Genomic DNA, 21,732 nt, shown 5'->3' with positions numbered 1-21,732 from the left:
AATTGATAGGTGGGGACTTTTTTAGACATTGGTGTTAAAAACAAATAAGGTGGGCCTACTACCCACCCTATCATCAGTTCACGGAATTCAATTAAAGATTAGTAATCAAAATCACCGCCGCCAGCGCCAGCACCCGCAGCAGATTTTTCTTTTTCAGGTTTGTCAACCACAATACACTCAGTGGTGAGAACCATACCTGCAATAGAAGCCGCATTTTGCAGAGCAGAACGAGTTACCTTAGCAGGGTCAACGATACCCGCTTCTAGCATATTGGTGAAGGTATCATTAGCGGCATTATAACCGACGTTGAATTCCTTCTCTTTTACCCGTTCAGCGACAACAGCACCATTTTGTCCGGCATTTTCAGCAATACGCTTTAAGGGAGCCGTTAACGCACGAGCAACAATTAGCGCACCGGTTAACTCTTCAGTCTTGAGGTTAGCTTTTGCCCACTCTTCGAGGGTAGGAGTTAAATGAGCTAAGGTAGTACCGCCACCAGGAACGATCCCTTCTTCCACAGCCGCTTTAGTTGCGTTGATCGCGTCTTCTAAGCGGAGTTTGCGGTCTTTCATTTCGGTTTCGGTAGCAGCACCCACTTTAATGACTGCAACCCCACCGGATAACTTAGCAAGACGTTCTTGTAATTTTTCTTTGTCGTAAGAAGACTCGGTTTCTTCGATTTGACGGCGAATTTGTTCGCAACGCGCTTTAACACCCGCTTCGTTACCTTCAGCAACAATGGTGGTGTTATCTTTGGTGATGGTAATACGGCGAGCTTTACCGAGCATATCAAGCTTGGTATTTTCTAGCTTGAGTCCAGCATCTTCGCTGATCACTTGACCACCAGTCAGAACCGCGATATCTTCGAGCATTTGCTTACGGCGATCGCCAAAACCCGGTGCTTTAACCGCAGCGACATTTAATACACCGCGCAGACGGTTAACGACTAGAGTAGCAAGCGCTTCTTTTTCGATATCTTCAGCGAGAATTAATAACGGTTTGCCAGCACGAGCAACCTGTTCTAATACAGGCACTAAATCTTGTACTAGCGCGATTTTCTTATCGGTGAGCAGGATGGCGGGGTCATCGAAAACGCACTCCATGCGCTCTGTATCAGTCACGAAGTAGGGAGAGATATAACCCTTATCAAAGCGCATCCCTTCGGTAATTTCGAGTTCGGTCGTCATGGACTTCCCTTCTTCGAGGGAGATAACCCCTTCCTTACCGACTTTATCCATCGCTTGAGCGATCATGCTGCCGACTTCTTCATCGTTACCCGCAGAGATGGCACCCACTTGAGAGATCGCTTTGGAGTCTTCAACCGGTTTAGCGTGTTCTGCAATCTTGCCGACTAAATACTCGGTCGCTTTGTCGATCCCACGCTTGATAGAAATGGGGTTAGCACCAGCAGCAACGTTGCGTAACCCTTCTTTAACCATTGCGTGAGCGAGTACGGTAGCGGTGGTGGTCCCGTCTCCAGCGACATCATTGGTTTTAGAAGCGGCTTGACGAATTAAAGAAACGCCGGTATTCTCAATGTGATCTTCTAATTCAATTTCTTTAGCAATGGTGATCCCGTCGTTAACAATCTGCGGGGCACCAAATTTCTTTTCTAATACTACGTTACGTCCTTTTGGACCGAGAGTAACGGCTACAGATTCAGCGAGGATATCCATTCCTCGTTCTAGTGCGCGGCGTGCTTCGTCGTTGTAAATGATAGATTTAGCCATAGGTGTATATGATTGCTCAGTTGATGCTAACAGTTGTGAACAGCGAATAAAAGATCAATGAAACTTAAAGGGTTTCTCGTTGTGGGGTTGTGGATAAAACCAACAACACACAGCCAATGATCGATAAGAAATTAGGCAACAGCAGCTAAGATATCTTTTTCAGATAGAAGGACGTAATCTTCTCCACCCAGTTTGATGTCGGTTCCAGCATATTTGGAATATAAAACTTTGTCACCGACTTTGACTTCTATGGGAGAACGACTACCATCGTCATTGCGCTTACCTGGCCCAACGGCTACAACTTCACCAACTTGGGGTTTTTCTTTAGCGGTATCAGGTAGGAGAATTCCCCCTGCGGTCTTTTCTTCGGATGGGCTAACTTTGACAAAAACGCGATCACCTAGTGGTTTTACTGTCGATACGTTAATGCTAATAGCTGCCATGAAATGTCCTCCGGATTACTTACTTTGTCTGAGTTCGTGGTTTGAGTTAGCACTCTCACCTTACGAGTGCTAATGTAGCGAAACAACCGAGGCCTTTGCAACACCTTTGACGGTACGGGTTCCCGAACTAATCGGCTAGTTTACCCGAATTGCGGCTAAAACTGCGCTGTAATCACAGTTACAAGAACTTATTAAAACTTTGTGTAATTTCGCAAGTCCCGCACTCACGTTAAGCGAAGTGCGTGGGTCAGTTACTCAACTAAGATTTCTTCTGATTGAAATTGATGATCTTTGTCGAGTTTCCAGCAACGAACATCGATCACTTTTCCTTGTCGGACAGAAGCAATGACATAAGAATATTGCGGCCAAGCAATCAGGCGATCAAATTCTGAAGGGATAGCCGCGTGATCGGGATGGGAATGATAAATGCCGATAATGGCTAAATTGCGATCGCGGGCTTCTTTTTGGACTTTTAAAATTACTTCCGGAGCAATACTAAAATTAGTGCGTTTCGTTCTTTCGGTTAGGGATAAAAATTCAAAATCCTCAGCATTCCAACTATTTTCCGTTTCTCTAACTTCACTGACAAGATTATTTTCTCCTTCAATTTTACCGAGAAGTAAACCGCAGCATTCTTCGGGATAAATTTTTTCAGCCTGTATATAAATTGTTTGAAGTTGTTCTAAAGTAAGTGTAATCATATTTTAATCTAGTTGAATAATTAAGCTTGTCCTTGACGAGTCATTCCTATCCCTAAACGATAGATATCGGGAACTTTATAACGCTGAACTTCGTCCTCAGTCCCTTCATATATCGCTAATAATCCTACCTCTAGACCTAGTTTTAAAAATTCGTCAAAGCCTTTAACTTCTTCAGCTTTAAATGGGGTTCTTCCTAAAGTTTTTAAATGATCTACAAGCTCTTGTAACTCGGGGAATTCCTCTTTAATTAAGGCATCTAAAGCTTCTTTAGATACTCGTTCTAAGGAGGAAATTAAGGCTTTAGGTCGAATGATACTTTTTTCATAATTATTTCTTTTTTGTTCTTTTACTTCCCAATCTTTAGCCGCTACAAAAAGCTGTAATAAAGCGCGGGGATTATGGTTATCACTTCCATCAGCTAAACGATTCCAAACCCAGTTGCGGGTAAAAGCCGATTTTGCGCCTCTCATTCTTTCACCAACCAATAAATTCCAGACCTCAAAAACTTGAGATTCCATCCAATAATCATAATTATCTAGTAGCCCTTGACCAAGAAATGAAGCCGTAATTTTTTTAAAAGCTGGAGAAAGAAGTGCTTGTTTAATAACAACTGTAAAAAAGTCAGCTTTTTCTTCCCAACTTAGGGTAACAGAACGCCCAAAAAAATGACTTTTATTTTCAAAACTCAGTTTCCGCCAAATATCATCTCTAAGCAAAAGCTTAAATTTTAAGTTAGATAAATTATCCCCTATGTCTGTAATTAAAGTTAGCAATCCTTCAATAGCTTTAGTTCGTCGTTGTCTATCAGATTGAGTATTTCCAAAGCCCGTATCTAAACCATCAAATAAAAGAATAGTTTCCGTTTGGGTTGCTTGATCTAGACGTTGTAACCAATCTCTAGCTAAAAGTCCTACCTTATTAACAGATAACATCTGTTCGAGACACTGGATAACTTGGAATTCAGTTAAGGTACGTTTATTTAATAACTGCGCTAAAGACTCATCAGGTAATATGTTATTTTCAGGAGTAGATAAATAACAAGCTAAACAAGTTTGTAACATCCAAAACTCGCGCCAACTTCCTCCTGTATCTGTTAGCGTTTTTTCAATTTCTTTAAATCCATCAGAACTAATCACCCAAAAACTTTCTTTTTTAAGAGGACTGGGAGACATTACCACTACTGAAGGGCGTTGAGTACCTTCCATAATACGACGAAAAATAGCAGTTTTTCCTGTCCCTTTTCTACCTAGCACTAACGGAGTTCTCGGTTGTAAAGCTTTATTAACTAATTCAGTAGCGACAAAAGTCTCTAGAAAATTATTCTGATATTCTGCTGTTCCTGCCGAAAATTCTAATTCTGCTAAAACATCGGGTTTCGATTCAGATAAATTACTTCTATTTAAAAGACTCTGTTCAGTGCGAGTTGGTAAAAATAATTCTATCCATTCCGATACGGGTTCAAAATCTTCCCAAATTTCTCGATCTGATAACGTTTGATCTGAAGTAGCGATCACTTCACGGTAAGGAATAAATTGAGTAATTTCAGATTCAATAATTTTATTACTTTCAGACTGTTGTTCTTTTAATTTGGATAACCAAGTGCTAATCCAATCTAACGCCCTAGTTTGATATCTTTCTACTACTTCTGGTGCTTTACTAGCGGGAATAGGTGATACTAAAAACCGAGGTTCTGGGGTTAATTTTTGATTTCGTTTTGTCTTTGATGTTAACATAGCGCGAACTAATGCCTCTGTTCCTTTTTTGGCTTGAGGATGGGGAAAAAAGACAATAATTGCTATATCTGCTAGATCAAATAATAAAGGAGCATTTAAAGGGGTAATTCCTGTACGAGCATCCAGAAGAATTACATCAGGTTTAAATGAAAGATGATTACTGAGCAAATCCATTAACTTTCGTAAAGGGTTTTCTTCTTCTCGATACCAAGCTTCAGGGTTAATTAAATTTAGTAAACGGGCATAATTAGCGTTAGGAATACCCGCCGGTAAACAATATAATTCTTCCGTTTCAGATATTCGCAGAATATGTTCTTGAATATTAGGTTGATTTCCTTGATCAAGAGCAATCAATAGAGATAATAATCCTTGATCATCTCTGACTTCTGCTTCTTTGCCAAATAAAGCGGCTAACCCAGGTGCTTCTAAGTCCATATCCACACAAAGTACAGTGCGCCCTCGACGAGCTAAAATTCTAGCAGTATAGGCTAATGCTGTGGAGCGTCCTACTCCTCCTCTTAAAGAATAAAAAGTAGTGATAATAGGGGGGTTTAAATCTTCATCTAAATCTGAGGGAAAAATAATTTCTTCGGGAAAATTGCTACTTCTAGCTAATGCTTCAGGCCATAAAGGAAGATCTTCTAATGTAGAATCTATAGGTAAAGTTCCTGCCCATTCAAGTTCATCAGGTGTCAAAAGATCTAAAGATTCAATGGTTAATTTATCTAATTTTTTAAGGGTAATTTCTCTTCTTTTTTGATAAGGTTTACCAGCAAACCCCTCACAAACAACCACAATACGCCAACCTGAAAAGGGATCGGGTTGAACCCGCAAGTCTTGACAGTCGAGGGACTCATCGCTTAAATTTTGACGGATTTGCTCTTTTATTTCGTTCTGATTCATCCAATTGGCCTCGGTTTAAGGAATAGCCTTCTTTTGTAACAAAGCTTTTAAACTACATTCAATAGCATAGCCTGCCATATAAACTGCACCTATTGCGTTCGGATTATGTTTATGTATAGCTTCTGCATCAGCAATACGTTCTAGAGCAACATTTAGCCACTCTTGATAAGTGTTTGGACTCATTAAAGCTAGGAAAATAATAATTAATTGAGCTTATCCATAATTATAAGCTCTAATCTCAAATTGATTTCCAAACTCTGTGGCGGCTTTACTTATGATCCCTCTTAATTGCTAACTTACTGGTGATAACTGAGGAATAACCTGATCATCTTCTCCTACTATCCAACTGGCAAAATGCCTCGCTAAAGGAGGAGCAAAAATTAAAGGACTGGTGAAACCAGAAAACAAATAAACCCCCGAATAATTATTAATTTCTCCCACTAAAGGTTGAGAGTTATTGGCAAAAGCCACTAGACAACTGTGTAACTTTCCTGGTATATTAGATAATAGAGGTAGTATTCTGCCTACTTCTGCGCGTATTTCCGCCTCAGAGATAACGAAATCAATGTCAGCAAAATAATCAGTCCGCACTTGACTCATTTGGCCTAAAACAAAACTTTTGTCTTTAAATTGGATCGCCCCAGGTTCAATAATTCCCTCCCTTAAATCTGGCGTTGGATTATCCCAATAGAGTTGTTGAGAGGAGGTAGTCCATTGAGACTCCATGATTAACCGTTTTTGTATGGCTGGCATAACCAAGGTACGGAGTTTAAGGTCTTCTATGGGCGGCGTTTCAAGGGAAAGTGAATGAGTAAAATAAAGTTTAACCGGAATACCTGCGGCTTGTAAAAGAGAACGACTCAATGCTCCTGCACAAACAATTGTCGAGTTAGCAGTAATTTTTTGTTGTGGAGTAACAACTCCTTCTATCCGATTTTTGTTAGCTAAAAGTTTAACAACGGATTCTATTTTAATGTCTCCCCCTAAACGCAGAAAGGCCTGTTGATAAGCGTCTCGGGTTTTTTGGGCATTAATATGACCATGCGGCAGTTTTAATACTCCTGAAATAGCATTAGGATTAAGGAGAGGTTCGAGTTGACAAGCTTCTTCTACCGTCAAGAGTTGAGGAGGAATCGCAAAAATAGAGTAACTTTCAAAGACAGTTTGAGGGTCATCAGTTGGGTCAATGGTTAAAACTAAATCTATCTCTCTAAATTCTGTATTTTCGTCTAATTCTGCTGAAAGGTTGCGATGAAGATCAATTCCTTCTTGACAGAGTTGTCGGTTTAATTTGGTTGTTCCGCACCAATAGGCTAACCCCCCATAACTATATCGGGTGGCATTATGAGAAATAGCATCTTTTTCTAGTAGGAGAACTTTAAGTCCTTTGAGGGCGAGTTCATAACTGAGTGCAGAACCGGTAATTCCGCCACCGATAACGATGATGTCGTAGTTGGTCATGTTAGATGTCAGTATGGCAAAAGGCAATAGGCACTTACCAGGTGTAACTAAATTTTACCTTTTGAGATTGTGCTTTTGGATTGAAAAACTTTAATAATTTTGACACATAGCGCCTTTGTAAAAGAGTGGGTTGAAATCAAAACCCTCAACCCACTTTAAAAACTAGCCTTTAGCCTTTTGGGCCCAAACCCTTGTCGGGAGTCCCCAAATATAGATAAAGCCTTCAGCCGCTTTATGATCGAATTTATCATCAGCGCCATAAGTGGCTAAACTTGGGGTATAAATAGAATAATCTGACTTACGACCGACTATAGTGGCTTTGCCTTTAAATAATTTCACCCGTACTGTACCGGTCACTCTTTCTTGAGTTTTATCGATGAAAGCATCTAAGGCTTCTTTGAGAGGACTATACCACAGACCTTGATAAATCAAGTGACTATAGGTTTCCTCAATTCCCCGCTTGTAGTGGGTAACGTCTCCGGTTAAGGTCAGACTTTCTAAATCCCGGTGAGCATCAATTAACACTAATAAAGCCGGCGCTTCATACACTTCCCGCGATTTAATGCCTACCACTCGGTTTTCGATCATATCAAGGCGGCCTATCCCATGTTTACCCACTGTTTCATTCAGTTGGGTAATGAGAGTGACGGGATCGAGATAGTTACCGTTGATCGAGACAGGAATTCCCTTTTCAAAACCGATCTCAATATACTCCGGTTCATTAGGAGTATCGGCGATCGCTTTGGTCATCAGAAAAACTTCTTCGGGGGGTTCCGTCATGGGGTCTTCTAGCGGCCCCGCTTCGATACTGCGTCCGAGAAGGTTGCGATCGATACTAAACGGAGAAGATTTTTTAACGGGAGATTCAACCCCATATCTTTCCCCATAAGCGATGGTTTCTTCTCTAGTCATGCCCCATTCTCTGGCGGGGCCGAGGACTTTAAGGTTAGGATTAAGAGCTAAGATCCCTAAATCAAAGCGCACTTGATCGTTTCCTTTTGCCGTACATCCGTGTGCAACCGCATCCGCCCCATATTTTTCGGCGGCTTCTACTAACAGTTTAGCGATTAGCGGACGGGCTAAAGCGGTGGAGAGAGGGTAGCGATTTTCGTACAAAGCATTAGCTTTTATAGCAGCGAAAGCGTACTCTTTGGCAAATTCTTCTTTAGCGTCGGCGACTAATGATTCTACTGCCCCACATTTGAGGGCTTTTTGTTGAATAGGGCCAAGTTCATCACCTTGTCCTAAGTCAGCCGCTAGGGCGATCACTTCTTGTACTCCCCATTCTTTGATTAGGTAAGGAATACAGACTGAGGTGTCTACACCACCCGAATAGGCTAACACAACTTTATTGGCACGACCCATACAGTTTTCACCTTTAAAATGACTAAACGGTTATTGTATCAGGTATCTTTCTTAAGGTTAGTCTATGGGGAGTTTTTCTCTCTTAGTTGTTATAATGATTGAACAATTTATTAATGATTATTTTAGATTTTGTCTCTTAGTATAAATCGGGTAAAACAAATCTGAAATTATTCTGAAGTTTTCTTAGTGAGAAGAACTTTTGTTAGAACAATATTTATAATAATTCTTGAAACTCTTCAATAGTTAAACCAGCATCTCTGATAATTCCAGCCATTGTATAACCCTATTTAACCGACTTCCACATAATAAGATTCAGCATCTTGGTTTAATTCTTCAAGTGTTTCTAAATAAGCTTGAATGGCATCTTTGATATTTTCTAAAGCTTCTTCTTCGGTGTCTCCTTGTGACCAACATCCCGGCCAAGTTGGACACCATACGGCATAACCTTCTTCTGTTTTTTTTAGTTTAACTTGATATCGCATCTTGATGTTTTTAAGTTGGTAAAGTTTATTTTTAAAATTAGTAAATAAAAGGATTTATTTTATTCATCCATATATTCATCTGGCTCCCAGAAAAAAGCTTCGGGATCTTCTTCATAAGGAACTGTATATTGTCCTCCGATCTTAGCCGCATTTAATGCTACGTGTTCATTTAAAGAGAGTCGGCAAACTAAACATTCAAATTTTGTTGGCAATACAGATATATTTGTAACAAAAGTCCCATCTATCAATTTAATTTTATGCTCACTGTAGTCTATAATTTTTCCTTGAATAATTGAGTCAGATTTACAAGCTGGACATTCAATCATTTTTTTTGTTTCATCGTTTAGATTATTATATTTCTGGTCTTTTTCTAATATTCTTATTTCAATTTCATCAGGAGTCAATTGTTCATGATAAATTTTCGCTTTGTTTGTTTTTTCTTTGACCATCGATACAAGATCATTTTCAACTGATTGAATTGCTGTTTTTGCGGCTTCTCCTCTCCCATTTCCAAATAGATCCTCCAAATCTTTATGCTGATGAGCAAGGAAAATTTGGCAAATTCTATAATATTCAGGTAACCATGTATCAGTTTTTAACCCTTCAAAAGCTGGTCTTCCTGTATGTAATTCTATATTCCTCAGTTCCATCCAATTATTACAACTCTGCGATTCTTTGTTAGTAAAATTGTCGACAAAAGATTCACATCTTGAAAACACTGTACTTACTGATATTGTAGTAGGTTTTTTATTTTTAATTTTAATTGGACGTTCAAAAGCATATAAAATACTCTCTTCTTTATTATTATTATTAGTATCAGCTAGTAATACTGGATGTATCTTAGCTAATGTTGCTTTAGCTAATAATTCTAATGCCAAAAAATACCAAAAAGGAAATAAAGGACTATCTTCAGTTGCCTCATTTCCATATTTTATATATATTTTAGCTTTGTGCCAAAACCCTTCATAATCCCAATCACTCATTTTATTTATCTGTTTTTTTAAACAATAAACAATCTTTGTAAGGCAAAATTAACATACTGGCTATTTTCTACTTTATCACGTCCATGTAAAATCCGCCAGTTGTTGAGGATAAGTATTGAAAACGGTTGAAAATTGATATTTTTAGGAGTCGATGTATTCAAGTTGTCTTTTAGGAGCATAGCTGAATCCTTAGCCATACTCTGACAAGGTTTCATGCAAGCCTCATTGTATCTTAAAAAAATAGTATTTTTATCCGCAAATTTACTTAAGACTGAAGCATAAAATTTATTATACCCATCTTCAACGATCCAAACTTCATAAAATAAAGTTTTAATTTCATCTTCTGTAAATTTAATACTTTCAAAATCTAGTATTTTAATAGCAGAAGAATAAGGTAAGTCATGAGAAAAGCTAAATATTACATAGTGAGGTGGAATTTTATGATAGACACCATCGGTGTGAAAAGGTATTTCGTCTAATCCATAAATTGAAGATAATGATCCTGGCTTTGCATTTTCTCTAGTTTTAGGAGTAATAATATCTATTAAATTTCTACCTTTTTTTGCAGGAATTGGCTGTCCTAGCTGTTGTCCTATATCTAGAATATTAAATGCTGTATTATTTTGTTTATAAAGCCATCCATTTTGAGATAAAATTGTTAAATCTTCTTTAGTTAATAGCATATTGATTATCTCTGTCTATTCTACGATTTTACGTTTTACCTCTAACCGGCTTTCCCACTTCTGAGCAAACGTTTCTCCTTTCTCGAATAATTCTCTAGTTTTTTGTTCCGCTTCTTTAGCAATTTTTAGCAACTCTAATAGAGTTTTTGTATCGGGTAACTTATTCATCACTTATTAATTTTGAATTATTAAAGGTGGGCTTTCACACCCACCCGAAAATCAACTAAGCGCCTACAGCTTCTTTAGCCGCATACATCACCTCAAGGGTAATTTCATTTAACCCACGTTCTCGGGCAAACTTTTCAGTATTACGCTTAACTTTACCTCTCACAAAACCCGGAACTTTATTCAATTCCGCCTGTGCTTCCTTATTCCAATTCAAATCAGAATCAGCCGAAACCGACTTAGTAATCACTTCCTTAGTATCATGACCGCCAAAAATTTCTAACAGGTGATCTTCCATCCCCAAAGTGAAAGAATTATAAACCAAATCTGCCACTTGATTTGTGCCTTCATACCCCAAGAAAGGCTTATAACCGAGAGGGAAATTTTGAATATGAATCGGTGCGGCAATTACCCCACAAGGAATATCTAAACGCTTACCGACATGACGTTCCATTTGAGTGCCAAAAATAGCCGCAGGTTCAATCCGAGCGATAGCATCAGCAATTTGTGCATTATCTTCACTGATGAGGATTTCATCACAATACTCCTTCACTTGCTCCTTAAACCAATCAGCATCATACTTACAGTAAGTACCCGCTAAAACCACATGAATTCCCATTTCTCGGGACAAAATCTTCGTCATCGCCGCCGCATGGGTACTATCCCCAAAAACTACCGCTTTCTTACCCGTTAAATTTTGACAGTCAATGGAACGAGAAAACCAAGCCGCTTGAGAAACAAAAAGAGTTTGTTCTTCGATAAAGTTTTCATAATCAACCGCCGCCCCCTGTTCATTGAGCAATTGTTGAATCTTACGGATGCAACGGGCAGTCTCTACCACACCCATCGGGGTAATATCCACATAAGGCATTCCAAACTCTTGCTCTAGATAACGAGCCGCCATTAACCCCACTTCCCGATAAGGAACCAGATTAAACCAAGCGCGAGGCAATCTCTTTAAATTTTGCACGGATGCGCCCTCGGGAATGACTTCATTGACTTCAATTCCCAAATCTGCCATTAACCGTTTTAATTCGGTGCAGTCGTGCTGGTTATGAAAACCCAGAGTAGTAACCCCAATAATATTAACCGAGGGCTTTTCGCTCTTTCCTGACGGTAATAAGTCTTTCTTTTTCGCTTTTTCGAGATAAAACTGCACAATTTGCTGAAGGGTTCGATCGGCGGCTTGTAATTCATTGACTCGATAATGGTTAACATCGGCCAGCATCACATCGCCTTTAGCATCCATTTGGGCCCGATCTACAAAGTTTTGTAAATCTTCTTGTAGAATGCTGGAGGTACAGGTAGGCGTTAAAACAATCAGGTCCGGGGTTTCTTCAGTATCTTTACGGACGATATTATCTACCACCTTTTCTTGAGAACCCCGGGCTAAAACATGGCGATCCACAACACTAGCGGTTACTGGGGTAAAATCGCGTTCTCGTTCTAACATCGAGCGCATCACGTTAAAATAATCATCTCCCAAAGGAGCGTGCATAATTGCATGGACATTTTTAAAAGAACTGGCGATCCGTAGAGTGCCGATATGAGCGGGGCCGGCATACATCCAGTAAGCTAATTTCATAGAGTTCTCCCTATAAGCTGACTTGAGCAAAAATAATGACTTGGTTTTGAACTGTATATGAATTGTCTCAGAGTTGTCCTCTTTTGAGGGGGAATGCTAAAACAACGTTACATAAGGGATTGATAGCCCAAATCTTGAGCTACCAAGGGTTTGAAAGCGATATAAACAACATTTTTGTTGTTTTAATGATACAAATCTTAATGCTAAAGATTGTCAAGCTTGCTCTTGCAATATTTAAATCCTCATAACCTTTTTCTATTGCCCCTTGTCTATTGCCTAGTCTGACAGTTAACTTTAATGAGTGACCACAAACTTACTTAGCTTTCACAGAGCGACAATATGAGACATAGAAAAAAAATTGCGATTGCTTGTCAGGGAGGAGGCAGTCATACAGCATTTACTGCGGGCGTGTTACAAGAACTTCTGGCGGCAGGCGTTCATCAGCAATATGACATTGTCAGCTTGAGTGGAACATCTGGCGGCGGAATTTGTGCCTTGCTGACTTGGTATGGACTCCTCAAAGCCGCTTTTGGCTCAACTGAACCGGTATTTCAGCCCCTTTTGGATTTTTGGCAGGATAACACCGCGACAAATCTTTGGGAAGTGTCTTTTAATAATTGGTTACTTCAAGCGCGTCGATTAGCCGATAGTGGGTTAATTCCTACCTTTAGTGTTAATCCTGACAATTTAGAAGCTTGGCAAAAATTTTGGTTAAATTTTACACCAAGGAAGGAATTTTTAGACCTAAAAATTCTTTTAGAAAAGCACGTTGATTTTGACTCTCTTCAACAATTAGTTAAACCGAGTAGTCCTCAGTTATTAGTGGGAGCGGTGAATATTATTTCAGGGACTTTTAAAGTATTTGATTCTACTAAGGGAGAAATAACTGTAGATTCTATCCTGGCTTCTTGTGCTGTACCGCCTTATTTTAAAGCGGTTCCCATTGAGGGAGAATTATATTGGGATGGTTTATTTGCTGAAAATCCACCCCTAAGTCGAATTTTGAAGCGAGACAATCGACCTGATGAAGTTTGGATCATTAAAATTAATCCCAAAGCACGAGACAGTGAACCCAAAACAGAAGTGGATATTTTAGAGCGTCACAATGAATTAGCTGGTAATATTTTATTAGGGGCAGAAATTGAGTTAATTACCATGATTAATAATTGGTTGGAGCAAGGGGCTTTTACAGAAGATTTTTTGGCGAAAAATCCCGTCAAAAAAATTCAAATTCGTCTGATTGCTATTAATTCTGAATTAGTCGCCCTTTTAGATTATGCCTCAAAACTAGACCGCCACCCCTCTCATATCCATCAGTTAATTGAAGATGGACAAAAGCAAGCTAAAGCCTTTTTAGAGAATATAGATGATGAGTTATTTCAACCTACCAGTTGGTATGTTTGATTTTAGGGCAAAAAGAATTGCTATCACCCCCTAGCACCCTCTTAAGCCCTCAATCTCTCCTCTAATCTTGAGATAGGAAAAAGCAAAAATTTTTTTTGAGTGGACAAAAATTTTTTTTGAGTGGGCAAATTTTTTTTTGAGTGGGCAAAAATTTTTTTTGAGTGGGCAAAAATTTTTTTTGAGTGGGCAAAAATTTTTTTTGAGAAGACAAATTTTTTTTTAAGAAGGCAAAAATTTTTTTTGAGAAGGCAAATTTTTTGTTGAGCCGGCAAAAATTTTTTTTGAGCCGGCAAAAATTTTTTTGAGTGGACAAAAATTTTTTTTAAGAAGGCAAAAATTTTTTTTGAGTGGACAAAAATTTTTTTTAAGAAGGCAAAAATTTTTTTGAGCCGGCAATTACCTAGACATAAATAGACCTCTTGTATAATTAATTTTTTAGTAATTTTTTAGAATATTTACTCTTTTATGTGGTTTTTTTAGTTCAAAATCGTTTATTTTGCAAGAAGCCTAATAAAAATCACTTCGTACTTAATCGATCTGATTTCTAACACCAGACAACGCGGCGTAAGCAATACCAATTGCATCCACAGTATCATCAATAGGAAGACTATCTAGGTTAAAAATATTTTGGATAATTTCGGCAACTTCTTGTTTAGTCGCTCGTCCATGATCTAAATAACATTTCCAAGAAGATTGGTGTAGCAAAATCGGAAGAATTTTAAGCTCACGATAAATGACCAAATTTAATACCCCAAGCGCTTGTATAACCCCCCCTGCGGCTTTAATTTGGCGACCAAAAAACGGCATTTCTATGGCCACTGCTTGAGGTTGAAACTCTTGTAAAATTTCGGAAATATCCTTTTCAATTTCTAATAATCTTTCAGGAGTAGGACAACGTTTAGAGGTTTCAATTGTACCATAATCAAGCAATTGGGCTGGTAGGGGTTCATCAATTTCTAATACAGCCCACCCAATTCGTGCTAATCCGGGATCTAGTCCGAGCCATCGTTTACTCATGGTTGCCAAATGATTGAATTTAATATTTTTCTACCCATCTAACAAATGTCGTATTACTATTGTTATTTAAATTATGATCATGATGTAATTCCAGTTTCATATTTTTATCAATAGCTATTCTATATTTTAAGCTAACCGTTCCTTGAAGCGGCTCATTAGCTGGAAAATGATTAATAATAATTTCGGAAATATTACTATTATTTCTTACTTCCAATTCATCATTCAAAAACCCAGGTAACGGAGAAGTAAAGCCTAGAGAGACATTATTTAAATTGGCATCCCACGAAAAATTAAATTCTTGGCTAATACGACGATTAGATAAGGCTTTTGCTGAGGTATTTAAATTGCGTAAATAGTCCGGAGTTTGATCAATTTCATTCGGGGTAAAGTTGTTCAAGTTGAGCCAAGTTGTCTGAGAAAATTTTAGGTCATTAGGGACGATTACTTTAAGCCCATGAGGAGAGGAACTTTGAGAGGTTTCTTGAGCATTAGACAACTCGTTATGAAACCAGTCTATAAATTTTTTGAGAGAAAAACTTGAGGTGCTTGTCCAGTTAGGCTGCTCAGTTAAATTATTCTGACTTCCCCTAAGTTCTAGATACCATGTCAAGCCTAACGGTAAAGCAAAAGAACTCTTAAGACTCCCCGAATTAAGCGTTAAAGAAGATTGAAAGTTATCAAATTTTAGTTGGCTAAAAACCCCATTAATTTCTTCAGGTTTTTGCTGATTGACCTGGGGAGTAGTCACCACTAAAGGTAAAGATGGATCATTAGAAGGGTTTGATTGTAATTCGAGAGGATCAATTTTCTTGAATTCTCTTTTTTGTTCAACCAAATTATTATTTTTCAGTTCAATGGGATCACCTAATGCTTCGGCTGCCTGATGAGATGATTCTTCTTGAACTTCTACCTCATTGACTAGACTGAGTGACATCAATTCAAGTCCAGTAAACATATATATTCTTAGGGAATCATAGAAAGATTTATTCTTAGTCTAGCTTAAATTATCGGGTGCTTTATAGCGCTCTTGTTAAGCTATTGTTAATTTAGGCTAAGTTTTAGCTAATACTTGAACTTTATCATCCATGATTACGTCTGGCTTGGGAGTAAAACCTGCTGATAGGGAGTTTCCCCATTGGCTCAATAATAGATTGGGCATTGGCAATTAAAAAGCTATCATAAAGTTCAAGAATGGTTTGAGGAGTCAGTCAATGATCAATGAGTCTGGGAGCAACAAGGCGACAGTCACATCAAAACCGATCACTTCCCTTTTCCCACAAGTGTCTGTGGTTGTGCCTATCTATAATGAAGTAGAAAGCATTACCTCATTGGTGGAGACAATTGCCAGCACATTGAGAGAAACTGGGTTAGATTATGAAATTATCTGCGTTGATGATGGTTCTAGAGATGGTTCCACTGAAGTGCTGCGGGAATTAGCCGCTTTGAGGAGTGACTTAAAAGCCGTTATTTTACGCCGTAATTATGGTCAAACCCCGGCAATGGCAGCAGGTTTTAGATATGCTCAAGGTAAAATTATCGTTACTCTTGACGGGGACTTACAAAATGATCCGGCTGATATCCCCAAATTATTAGCTAAATTAAATGAAGGATATGACCTTGTGAGTGGTTGGCGTAAAAACCGACAAGATGATCAATTAACCCGCTTACTTCCTTCTAAAATAGCTAACTGGTTAATTGGGCGAGCCACAGGTGTAGAATTACATGATTATGGGTGTTCTCTAAAAGCTTACCGAGCCGAGGTATTGGCTGATATGAATCTGTATGGCGAATTACATCGCTTTCTGCCGGCTTTAGCTTACATTGAGGGAGCGAGAATTACAGAGATCCCAGTGGGTCATCATGCCCGGCGTTATGGTAAAAGTAAATATGGCTTAGGCAGAACTTCTCGGGTAATACTAGACTTATTTACTGTCTTTTTTATCAAAAAGTTTCTGACTCGCCCGATGCACGTCTTTGGGCTATTTGGTTTAATCTCAATGTTATTAGGAACAGGTTTTGGAATTTATTTAACTGTTATTAAACTGTTTTATGGGACAAGTATTGGTCATCGTCCTTTACTAATTTTAGCGGTGCTGCTATTTTTAACCGGCATACAATTGTTGAGTTTTGGATTATTAGCTGAGTTAGTAATGCGGACTTATCATGAATCTCAAAAACGCCCCATATACCGAGTTAGAGAAATTATTGGCCAAAACTCTTAAGATTAATTATATAGCAGTGCGGAACTCGTTCCGCACCCCAGTCCAAGGAAAGGCTATTCATAGCCTTAAAGGTGAAAACCTAGTTACAGCAGGAATTTGCCAGTGCCTTTGGCTAACCACTTACAACTGAACGATTAACTATGGGAACGATTTGGGAACTTGATTTTTATTCTCGTCCAATTTTAGATGAAGACGAAAAAAAATTATGGGAAGTTTTAATTTGTGAAGCCCCCACCGAGCCGGATTTATCGCCGGATTCTTTGTTTCAATATTCGGAATTTTGCTCTAGTAAAACGGTTAATTCTCTTTGGTTAGCAGAAACCCTTAAAAAAGCCATCGCCCAAGCCGGAAAAGCTCCCAAAAAAATTCGCTTCTTTCGGCGGCAAATGAATAATATGATCACTAAAGCTTGTGAGGAAGCCGGTATAGATGCGGCTCCGAGCCGCCGAACTTATGCTTTAAATCAGTGGATTGAACAGAGAATGAAAGAGTTTTATCCTCAACAAGAAGGATATGATCAAAAAGCGGCTCTATCCACTTCTGTACAATATCCCGGTTTAAATGCTATTCCCCTTCCGGATGCTATCAGAGGAGATAAAGGCGATAAATATGCTTTTGTCAGTTTAGAGGCCGAAGCTTTTGCTCAACTCAAAGAATGGGATATCGCTTTTGGCGAAGCTTTTCCCCTCTCAATGCTGGGAATTAACCCCAAAAACAAAATTCCTGGCTTAATTATTTATTCTTCTCGCGCCCTTCCTTTAGCGGGTTGGATGTCAGGGTTAGAGATGGGTTATTTAAAATTTGAAGAGAGTGATCGCCCCATCGTGCGGCTAGAAACTGGCGTTAGTGATAGCTGGATTGTCATTAATGTTACTAATCCTCAAATTTTGTCTGAAGCTAAAGGGTTTGAAGAAACGAAAAAAAGAGCTAATAATGTCCATTTTTTAGCAGTTCAATCTAGCCCGGAGTCAGAATCTTTTGCAGGATTTTGGTTGTTAAAGGAAGAAAATTAGAAGTTTAGTAGATGCCCACCCCGCGAGCGCCAGCCCCTACGCCGTGAAAACCCGGGCCGACTCCACCGCCCACACCGATCCAATCAATGAACAACGCGGTTGCTCCTCCAGATTTGGGCATCGTACCATTGATCAGCTTGTAGTTGTAGACTAAATCCTTCCCATCAATGACGGGATGAGTGATCTCAACTACAGTAAGGGTGTTCTCTTGACGACCTGACTCATAGACCGAAAGGGTGGCGTTGGGTGGATCATTGCCAAAATTGTCGGGACCTTCCCTGGCTTTCCATTCATCGAAATAGGCGGGCATGGTGAGGTGCCCGGCGATCCGCACTGGGCGATCCGAGAAATACAACGTCTGCTGATTGACATTGACTAGGCGCAAGGTTTTCCCCTCGACCTTGAAATCTTCAGCAGTCTGCACAAACATCAATTGAACCTTGTTGTCTTCAGCCCTTGTTGAGGACAGGCTATAAGTTAGAGAAGCCACCGTGGCCATCAGTGCAGCAACAGCCAAAAATTTGCGTCTCGTCTTCATTGTTTAGTTTTTCTGCGATCATGTAATTTCTAGCCGTAATTATAGTTCCTAAAAAAATACCATCAACAAAACCGATCTTTTAGTACATATATCTTAATAAAAGACTCTTAATTCATCAGGGGATAGCATAAAAAAAGAGCCTGCGTAGGCAGGCTTAATTCGTGGAAGTGGAGTTATTTTAAGTTTTTTTTTATTAAAAATAAAAAGCTCAAACTCATACAGCTATAGAGTAACCATTGCCATTTTTAGAAAAGTCATAGATCTCCATACTTTTAGTTTCATCAATGAGAAACTGTAAAAAAGTTCTCGCAATCACTGATAATTGTTTACCGGCTAAGTAACCCACATACCAAGATCTTTCAATGGGAAAGTGCTGAACATCTAAAATCGTAAGGTCTTCACTCGTAGACAGTAGGGTATGCTTAGACAGCACTGAGATCCCTAAACCCCCGGCAATGGCTTGTTTAATCGCTTCATTACTGCCGAGTTCCAAACGCACTTTCACAGAAACCCTATGTTGATTAAACAGTTTGAGTGCGGCTTGACGAGTTCCTGAACCCGTTTCACGCATGATAAAAGGTTCTCCATTGAGTTCGCTAATGGGAATTCTTGACTTTTTAGCTAAAGGATGACCTTTTCTGGCTACGACAACTAAAGGATTATCTAAAAAAGCTTGGCTGTTAAGGTCAACATCCTCGGGAATTTGACTTAAAATATACAAATCATCTTCATTATTGAGCATTCGCTGATGTAGCTGCTGATGATTGGTGACTTGTAAGGATATATCGATTCCCGGATACTGTTCACAAAAAGCTCCTAACAATCTAGGAACAAAGTATTTTGTCGTGGTAATTACCCCCAAACGGAGGCTACCCTGTTTCGTCCCCTTCAAGTCGGCAATTTTCATATCAAAGTTATCGAGTCTGTCAAACACATCTTGACAAGTCTTTAATAATTCATTACCGGCTTCAGTCAGATAGAGGCGTTTACCGATTTGTTCAAATAGAGGTAAACCGATGGCCTTCGTCAGTTGCTTAACCTGACTCGAAACAGTAGGTTGAGTAATGTATAATTCCTCTGCCGCTTTGGTGAAGCTTCCGTGACGGGCCGTTGCCTCGAAAACTCTTAACTGATGTAGAGTTGCCTGTATCAAGAGCCTGTCTCCCTATCTATTGTATATATCGCCTATTATCTTACCCTCATCCATAGAAATAAGTCAATGCCAATATTAATCGATATAGATTTTTAACTAGATAAACAAAACTGAACAAAAAGTCTAATCCTACAACAATTGACAAAATATTGAAAGGACGGTTACACACCGTCCCCTATTGTTAGCAAATTATGATAAATCCCTTAAAGCTGAGGAATTAACTCTTCTTTGTCAGGAACATGGGTATATTCAGCCACAATCTGACGGAACTCTTTGCCGTCAATGGTTTCTTTCTCGATTAACAAATCAACCAAACGGTCAATCACTTCTCGATTATCCCGAATAATCTGTTTAGCCATTTGATGACCATGTTCGACAATGGCCCGCACTTGATCGTCAATTCTCGTGGCTACCTTTTCAGAATATTCAGCGCGAGTCATTAAACCCGCCCCTAAAAATACTTCTCCGCTTTGACTCTCTAAAGACAAAGGACCTAAATCACTCATCCCGAAACGTGTCACCATTTGACGGGCCATTTCTGAAACTTGTTGTAAGTCTCCCCCGGCACCGGTGGTAACCTCATCATAACCAAAGATTTCCTCTTCGGCGGCTCGGCCTCCCATCGCACCGGCAATGCGGGCCATGATTTGCGCTTTGGTGGTTAACCCTTGTTCTTCATTAGGAGTGAACCAAGTTAACCCTTGTGCTTGTCCTCTAGGAATTAGGGTAACTTTCTGTACAGGGTCGTGATCTTTGATTAAAGTCCCCACGATGGCGTGACCCACTTCATGATAAGCAATTAGCCGCTTACTCTTACTATCTACTAAGGGAGTGCCTTCCATACCGGCAATTACCCGGTCAATCGCATCGTCTATCTCTAACATGGTAATCGCCTCTTTACGACGACGGGCCGTGAGAATAGCGGCTTCGTTCAGTAAGTTGGCTAAATCTGCCCCACTAAACCCAGGAGTCCGACGGGCGATCGCATCTAAGGAAATTTCTGAGGCTAATTTTTTATTGCGGGCGTGAACTTCTAAAATCGCTAAACGTCCTTTTACATCGGGCGCATCGACGATTACCTGACGGTCAAAACGTCCCGGACGCATCAAGGCGGAGTCTAACACATCAGGGCGGTTGGTAGCCGCAATAATAATAATGCCGGTATTGCCTTCAAACCCGTCCATTTCGGTTAACAGTTGGTTTAAGGTTTGTTCGCGTTCATCATTCCCACCACCGATACCAGCCCCCCGTTGACGACCTACTGCGTCAATTTCATCGATGAAGATTAAACAGGGTGCGTTTTCTTTGGCTTTCTTAAATAAATCACGGACTCGGGAGGCCCCAACCCCGACGAACATTTCCACAAATTCGGACCCCGAAATGCTAAAGAAAGGCACGCCGGCTTCTCCGGCAATGGCTTTAGCCAGTAGGGTTTTACCGGTTCCGGGAGGCCCGACTAATAAGACTCCTTTGGGGATTCTTGCCCCTACTGCGGTAAATTTTTCAGGCTGTTTGAGGAAGGTAACGATTTCTTGTAATTCTTCTTTGGCTTCGTCAATACCGGCTACATCATCAAACATAATGCCGGTTTTGGCTTCCATTTGAAAGCGCGCGCGAGATTTGCCAAAATTCATGGCTTGGCCTGGACCGCCGGGAATATTGCTAGAACGGCGGAAGAGGAAAAATAGAGCCGCAATTAAGAGAATGGGAAAGAGTAAATTGCCCAAAAATCCCCACAGCGCCCCATCATTACGCAGAGGATGTACATCTAAGCTGACTCCTTTATCGGTTAGCTTAGAGATCAATTCTGGAGAATTAGAGGGTAAATCCACCCGTAACCTTTGCACTTGATTTTCAATTAGCGGATCAACTGCTTGGACTATGGCTGTGCGTCCTCCTTCATAGAGGTCAACCGATAGAACCCGTCCGGCTTCTACATATTCGAGAAAGCGTCCGTAGGTCATGCGGGTACTGGCGGTATTATTGCCTACCATGCTGGTGGCCGGCGTGAATGTCCCTTGCCAAAGGAAAAACCCTACCACTAGCAGGGGTATTGTCCAGAGTAAAACGGTTCTCCAAGAAATTTTCATGTTTTAATGTTTCTCTTAGATGGTCAAGAAAGTATTTCTATTATTCTATTTTGCTGCTTTT

At 39.7% G+C, this 21,732-nt stretch carries 20 protein-coding genes; 3 read left to right on the top strand and 17 right to left on the bottom strand.

The window, feature by feature from the left end; all coding sequences use genetic code 11:
• Positions 1 to 98: 98 nt before the first annotated feature.
• The 12 genes from groL to bchB all read right to left on the bottom strand — a co-directional run bounded on the left by groL (position 99) and on the right by bchB (position 12,234).
• Entirely contained in the window at positions 99 to 1,730 is a 1,632-nt protein-coding gene (gene groL / locus CYAN7822_RS01925; protein WP_013320553.1) for a chaperonin GroEL, read from the bottom strand.
• A 131-nt stretch (positions 1,731 to 1,861) separates the two neighbouring features.
• Positions 1,862 to 2,173, bottom strand: a complete 312-nt coding sequence (groES, locus tag CYAN7822_RS01920) for a co-chaperone GroES (protein ID WP_013320552.1) — start codon at positions 2,171 to 2,173, stop codon at positions 1,862 to 1,864.
• A 251-nt stretch (positions 2,174 to 2,424) separates the two neighbouring features.
• Entirely contained in the window at positions 2,425 to 2,874 is a 450-nt protein-coding gene (locus CYAN7822_RS01915) for a M67 family metallopeptidase (protein ID WP_013320551.1), read from the bottom strand.
• 20 nt (positions 2,875 to 2,894) lie between these two features.
• Positions 2,895 to 5,510, bottom strand: coding sequence for a P-loop ATPase, Sll1717 family (locus tag CYAN7822_RS01910; protein ID WP_013320550.1), 2,616 nt, complete (start codon positions 5,508 to 5,510; stop codon positions 2,895 to 2,897).
• A 15-nt stretch (positions 5,511 to 5,525) separates the two neighbouring features.
• Complete coding sequence (locus CYAN7822_RS37390) at positions 5,526 to 5,693, bottom strand: HEPN domain-containing protein (protein WP_013320549.1); 168 nt, start codon at positions 5,691 to 5,693, stop codon at positions 5,526 to 5,528.
• Between the two features lie 108 nt (positions 5,694 to 5,801).
• Positions 5,802 to 6,971, bottom strand: a complete 1,170-nt coding sequence (locus CYAN7822_RS01905; protein WP_013320548.1) for an NAD(P)/FAD-dependent oxidoreductase — start codon at positions 6,969 to 6,971, stop codon at positions 5,802 to 5,804.
• A 162-nt stretch (positions 6,972 to 7,133) separates the two neighbouring features.
• Positions 7,134 to 8,336, bottom strand: a complete 1,203-nt coding sequence (locus CYAN7822_RS01900) for an argininosuccinate synthase (RefSeq protein ID WP_013320547.1) — start codon at positions 8,334 to 8,336, stop codon at positions 7,134 to 7,136.
• Between the two features lie 287 nt (positions 8,337 to 8,623).
• Complete coding sequence (locus CYAN7822_RS01895) at positions 8,624 to 8,818, bottom strand: type II toxin-antitoxin system HicB family antitoxin (RefSeq protein ID WP_013320546.1); 195 nt, start codon at positions 8,816 to 8,818, stop codon at positions 8,624 to 8,626.
• Positions 8,819 to 8,877: 59 nt separating this feature from the next.
• Positions 8,878 to 9,801 (bottom strand): hypothetical protein, encoded by a 924-nt coding sequence (locus CYAN7822_RS01890; protein ID WP_013320545.1) that lies wholly within the window; start codon positions 9,799 to 9,801, stop codon positions 8,878 to 8,880.
• 17 nt (positions 9,802 to 9,818) lie between these two features.
• Complete coding sequence (locus tag CYAN7822_RS01885) at positions 9,819 to 10,484, bottom strand: Fe(II)-2OG oxygenase family protein (protein WP_013320544.1); 666 nt, start codon at positions 10,482 to 10,484, stop codon at positions 9,819 to 9,821.
• 15 nt (positions 10,485 to 10,499) lie between these two features.
• The gene (locus CYAN7822_RS38505) at positions 10,500 to 10,652 is read right to left on the bottom strand and encodes a hypothetical protein (RefSeq protein ID WP_013320543.1); all 153 of its coding nucleotides are present in this window, start codon (positions 10,650 to 10,652) and stop codon (positions 10,500 to 10,502) included.
• Between the two features lie 55 nt (positions 10,653 to 10,707).
• Positions 10,708 to 12,234: a ferredoxin:protochlorophyllide reductase (ATP-dependent) subunit B gene (bchB, locus tag CYAN7822_RS01880; RefSeq protein WP_013320542.1), complete on the bottom strand. Its 1,527-nt coding sequence runs from the start codon at positions 12,232 to 12,234 to the stop codon at positions 10,708 to 10,710.
• A gap of 339 nt (positions 12,235 to 12,573) precedes the next feature.
• On the opposite strand from bchB, the gene CYAN7822_RS01875 reads away from it, so the two are divergent.
• The gene (locus CYAN7822_RS01875) at positions 12,574 to 13,638 is read left to right on the top strand and encodes a patatin-like phospholipase family protein (protein ID WP_013320541.1); all 1,065 of its coding nucleotides are present in this window, start codon (positions 12,574 to 12,576) and stop codon (positions 13,636 to 13,638) included.
• A gap of 528 nt (positions 13,639 to 14,166) precedes the next feature.
• Here CYAN7822_RS01875 and CYAN7822_RS01870 read toward each other — a convergent pair.
• Both CYAN7822_RS01870 and CYAN7822_RS01865 read right to left on the bottom strand, forming a co-directional pair.
• Entirely contained in the window at positions 14,167 to 14,655 is a 489-nt protein-coding gene (locus CYAN7822_RS01870) for a crossover junction endodeoxyribonuclease RuvC (protein ID WP_013320540.1), read from the bottom strand.
• A gap of 19 nt (positions 14,656 to 14,674) precedes the next feature.
• Positions 14,675 to 15,610, bottom strand: a complete 936-nt coding sequence (locus CYAN7822_RS01865) for a hypothetical protein (protein ID WP_013320539.1) — start codon at positions 15,608 to 15,610, stop codon at positions 14,675 to 14,677.
• A gap of 256 nt (positions 15,611 to 15,866) precedes the next feature.
• Between CYAN7822_RS01865 and CYAN7822_RS01860 the strand changes: the two genes are divergently transcribed.
• Together CYAN7822_RS01860 and CYAN7822_RS01855 are read left to right on the top strand one after the other, a co-directional pair.
• A complete protein-coding gene (locus CYAN7822_RS01860) occupies positions 15,867 to 16,877 on the top strand; it encodes a glycosyltransferase family 2 protein (RefSeq protein ID WP_013320538.1) in 1,011 nt (336 codons plus the stop codon).
• A 140-nt stretch (positions 16,878 to 17,017) separates the two neighbouring features.
• Positions 17,018 to 17,890, top strand: coding sequence for a Tab2/Atab2 family RNA-binding protein (locus CYAN7822_RS01855; RefSeq protein ID WP_013320537.1), 873 nt, complete (start codon positions 17,018 to 17,020; stop codon positions 17,888 to 17,890).
• 4 nt (positions 17,891 to 17,894) lie between these two features.
• On the opposite strand, the gene CYAN7822_RS01850 is transcribed toward CYAN7822_RS01855, so the two are convergent.
• The 3 genes from CYAN7822_RS01850 to ftsH2 form a co-directional block, all read right to left on the bottom strand.
• Positions 17,895 to 18,428: a hypothetical protein gene (locus tag CYAN7822_RS01850; protein ID WP_013320536.1), complete on the bottom strand. Its 534-nt coding sequence runs from the start codon at positions 18,426 to 18,428 to the stop codon at positions 17,895 to 17,897.
• Positions 18,429 to 18,642: 214 nt separating this feature from the next.
• A complete protein-coding gene (locus CYAN7822_RS01845; RefSeq protein WP_013320535.1) occupies positions 18,643 to 19,581 on the bottom strand; it encodes a LysR family transcriptional regulator in 939 nt (312 codons plus the stop codon).
• 203 nt (positions 19,582 to 19,784) lie between these two features.
• Complete coding sequence (gene ftsH2, locus CYAN7822_RS01840) at positions 19,785 to 21,671, bottom strand: ATP-dependent zinc metalloprotease FtsH2 (RefSeq protein ID WP_013320534.1); 1,887 nt, start codon at positions 21,669 to 21,671, stop codon at positions 19,785 to 19,787.
• Between the last annotated feature and the right edge of the window lie 61 nt (positions 21,672 to 21,732).

Source organism: Gloeothece verrucosa PCC 7822 (assembly GCF_000147335.1).
GTDB lineage: Bacteria > Cyanobacteriota > Cyanobacteriia > Cyanobacteriales > Microcystaceae > Gloeothece > Gloeothece verrucosa.
Note: the sequence above shows the minus strand (reverse complement) of the source record. Positions and strands in the feature narration are given on the sequence as shown.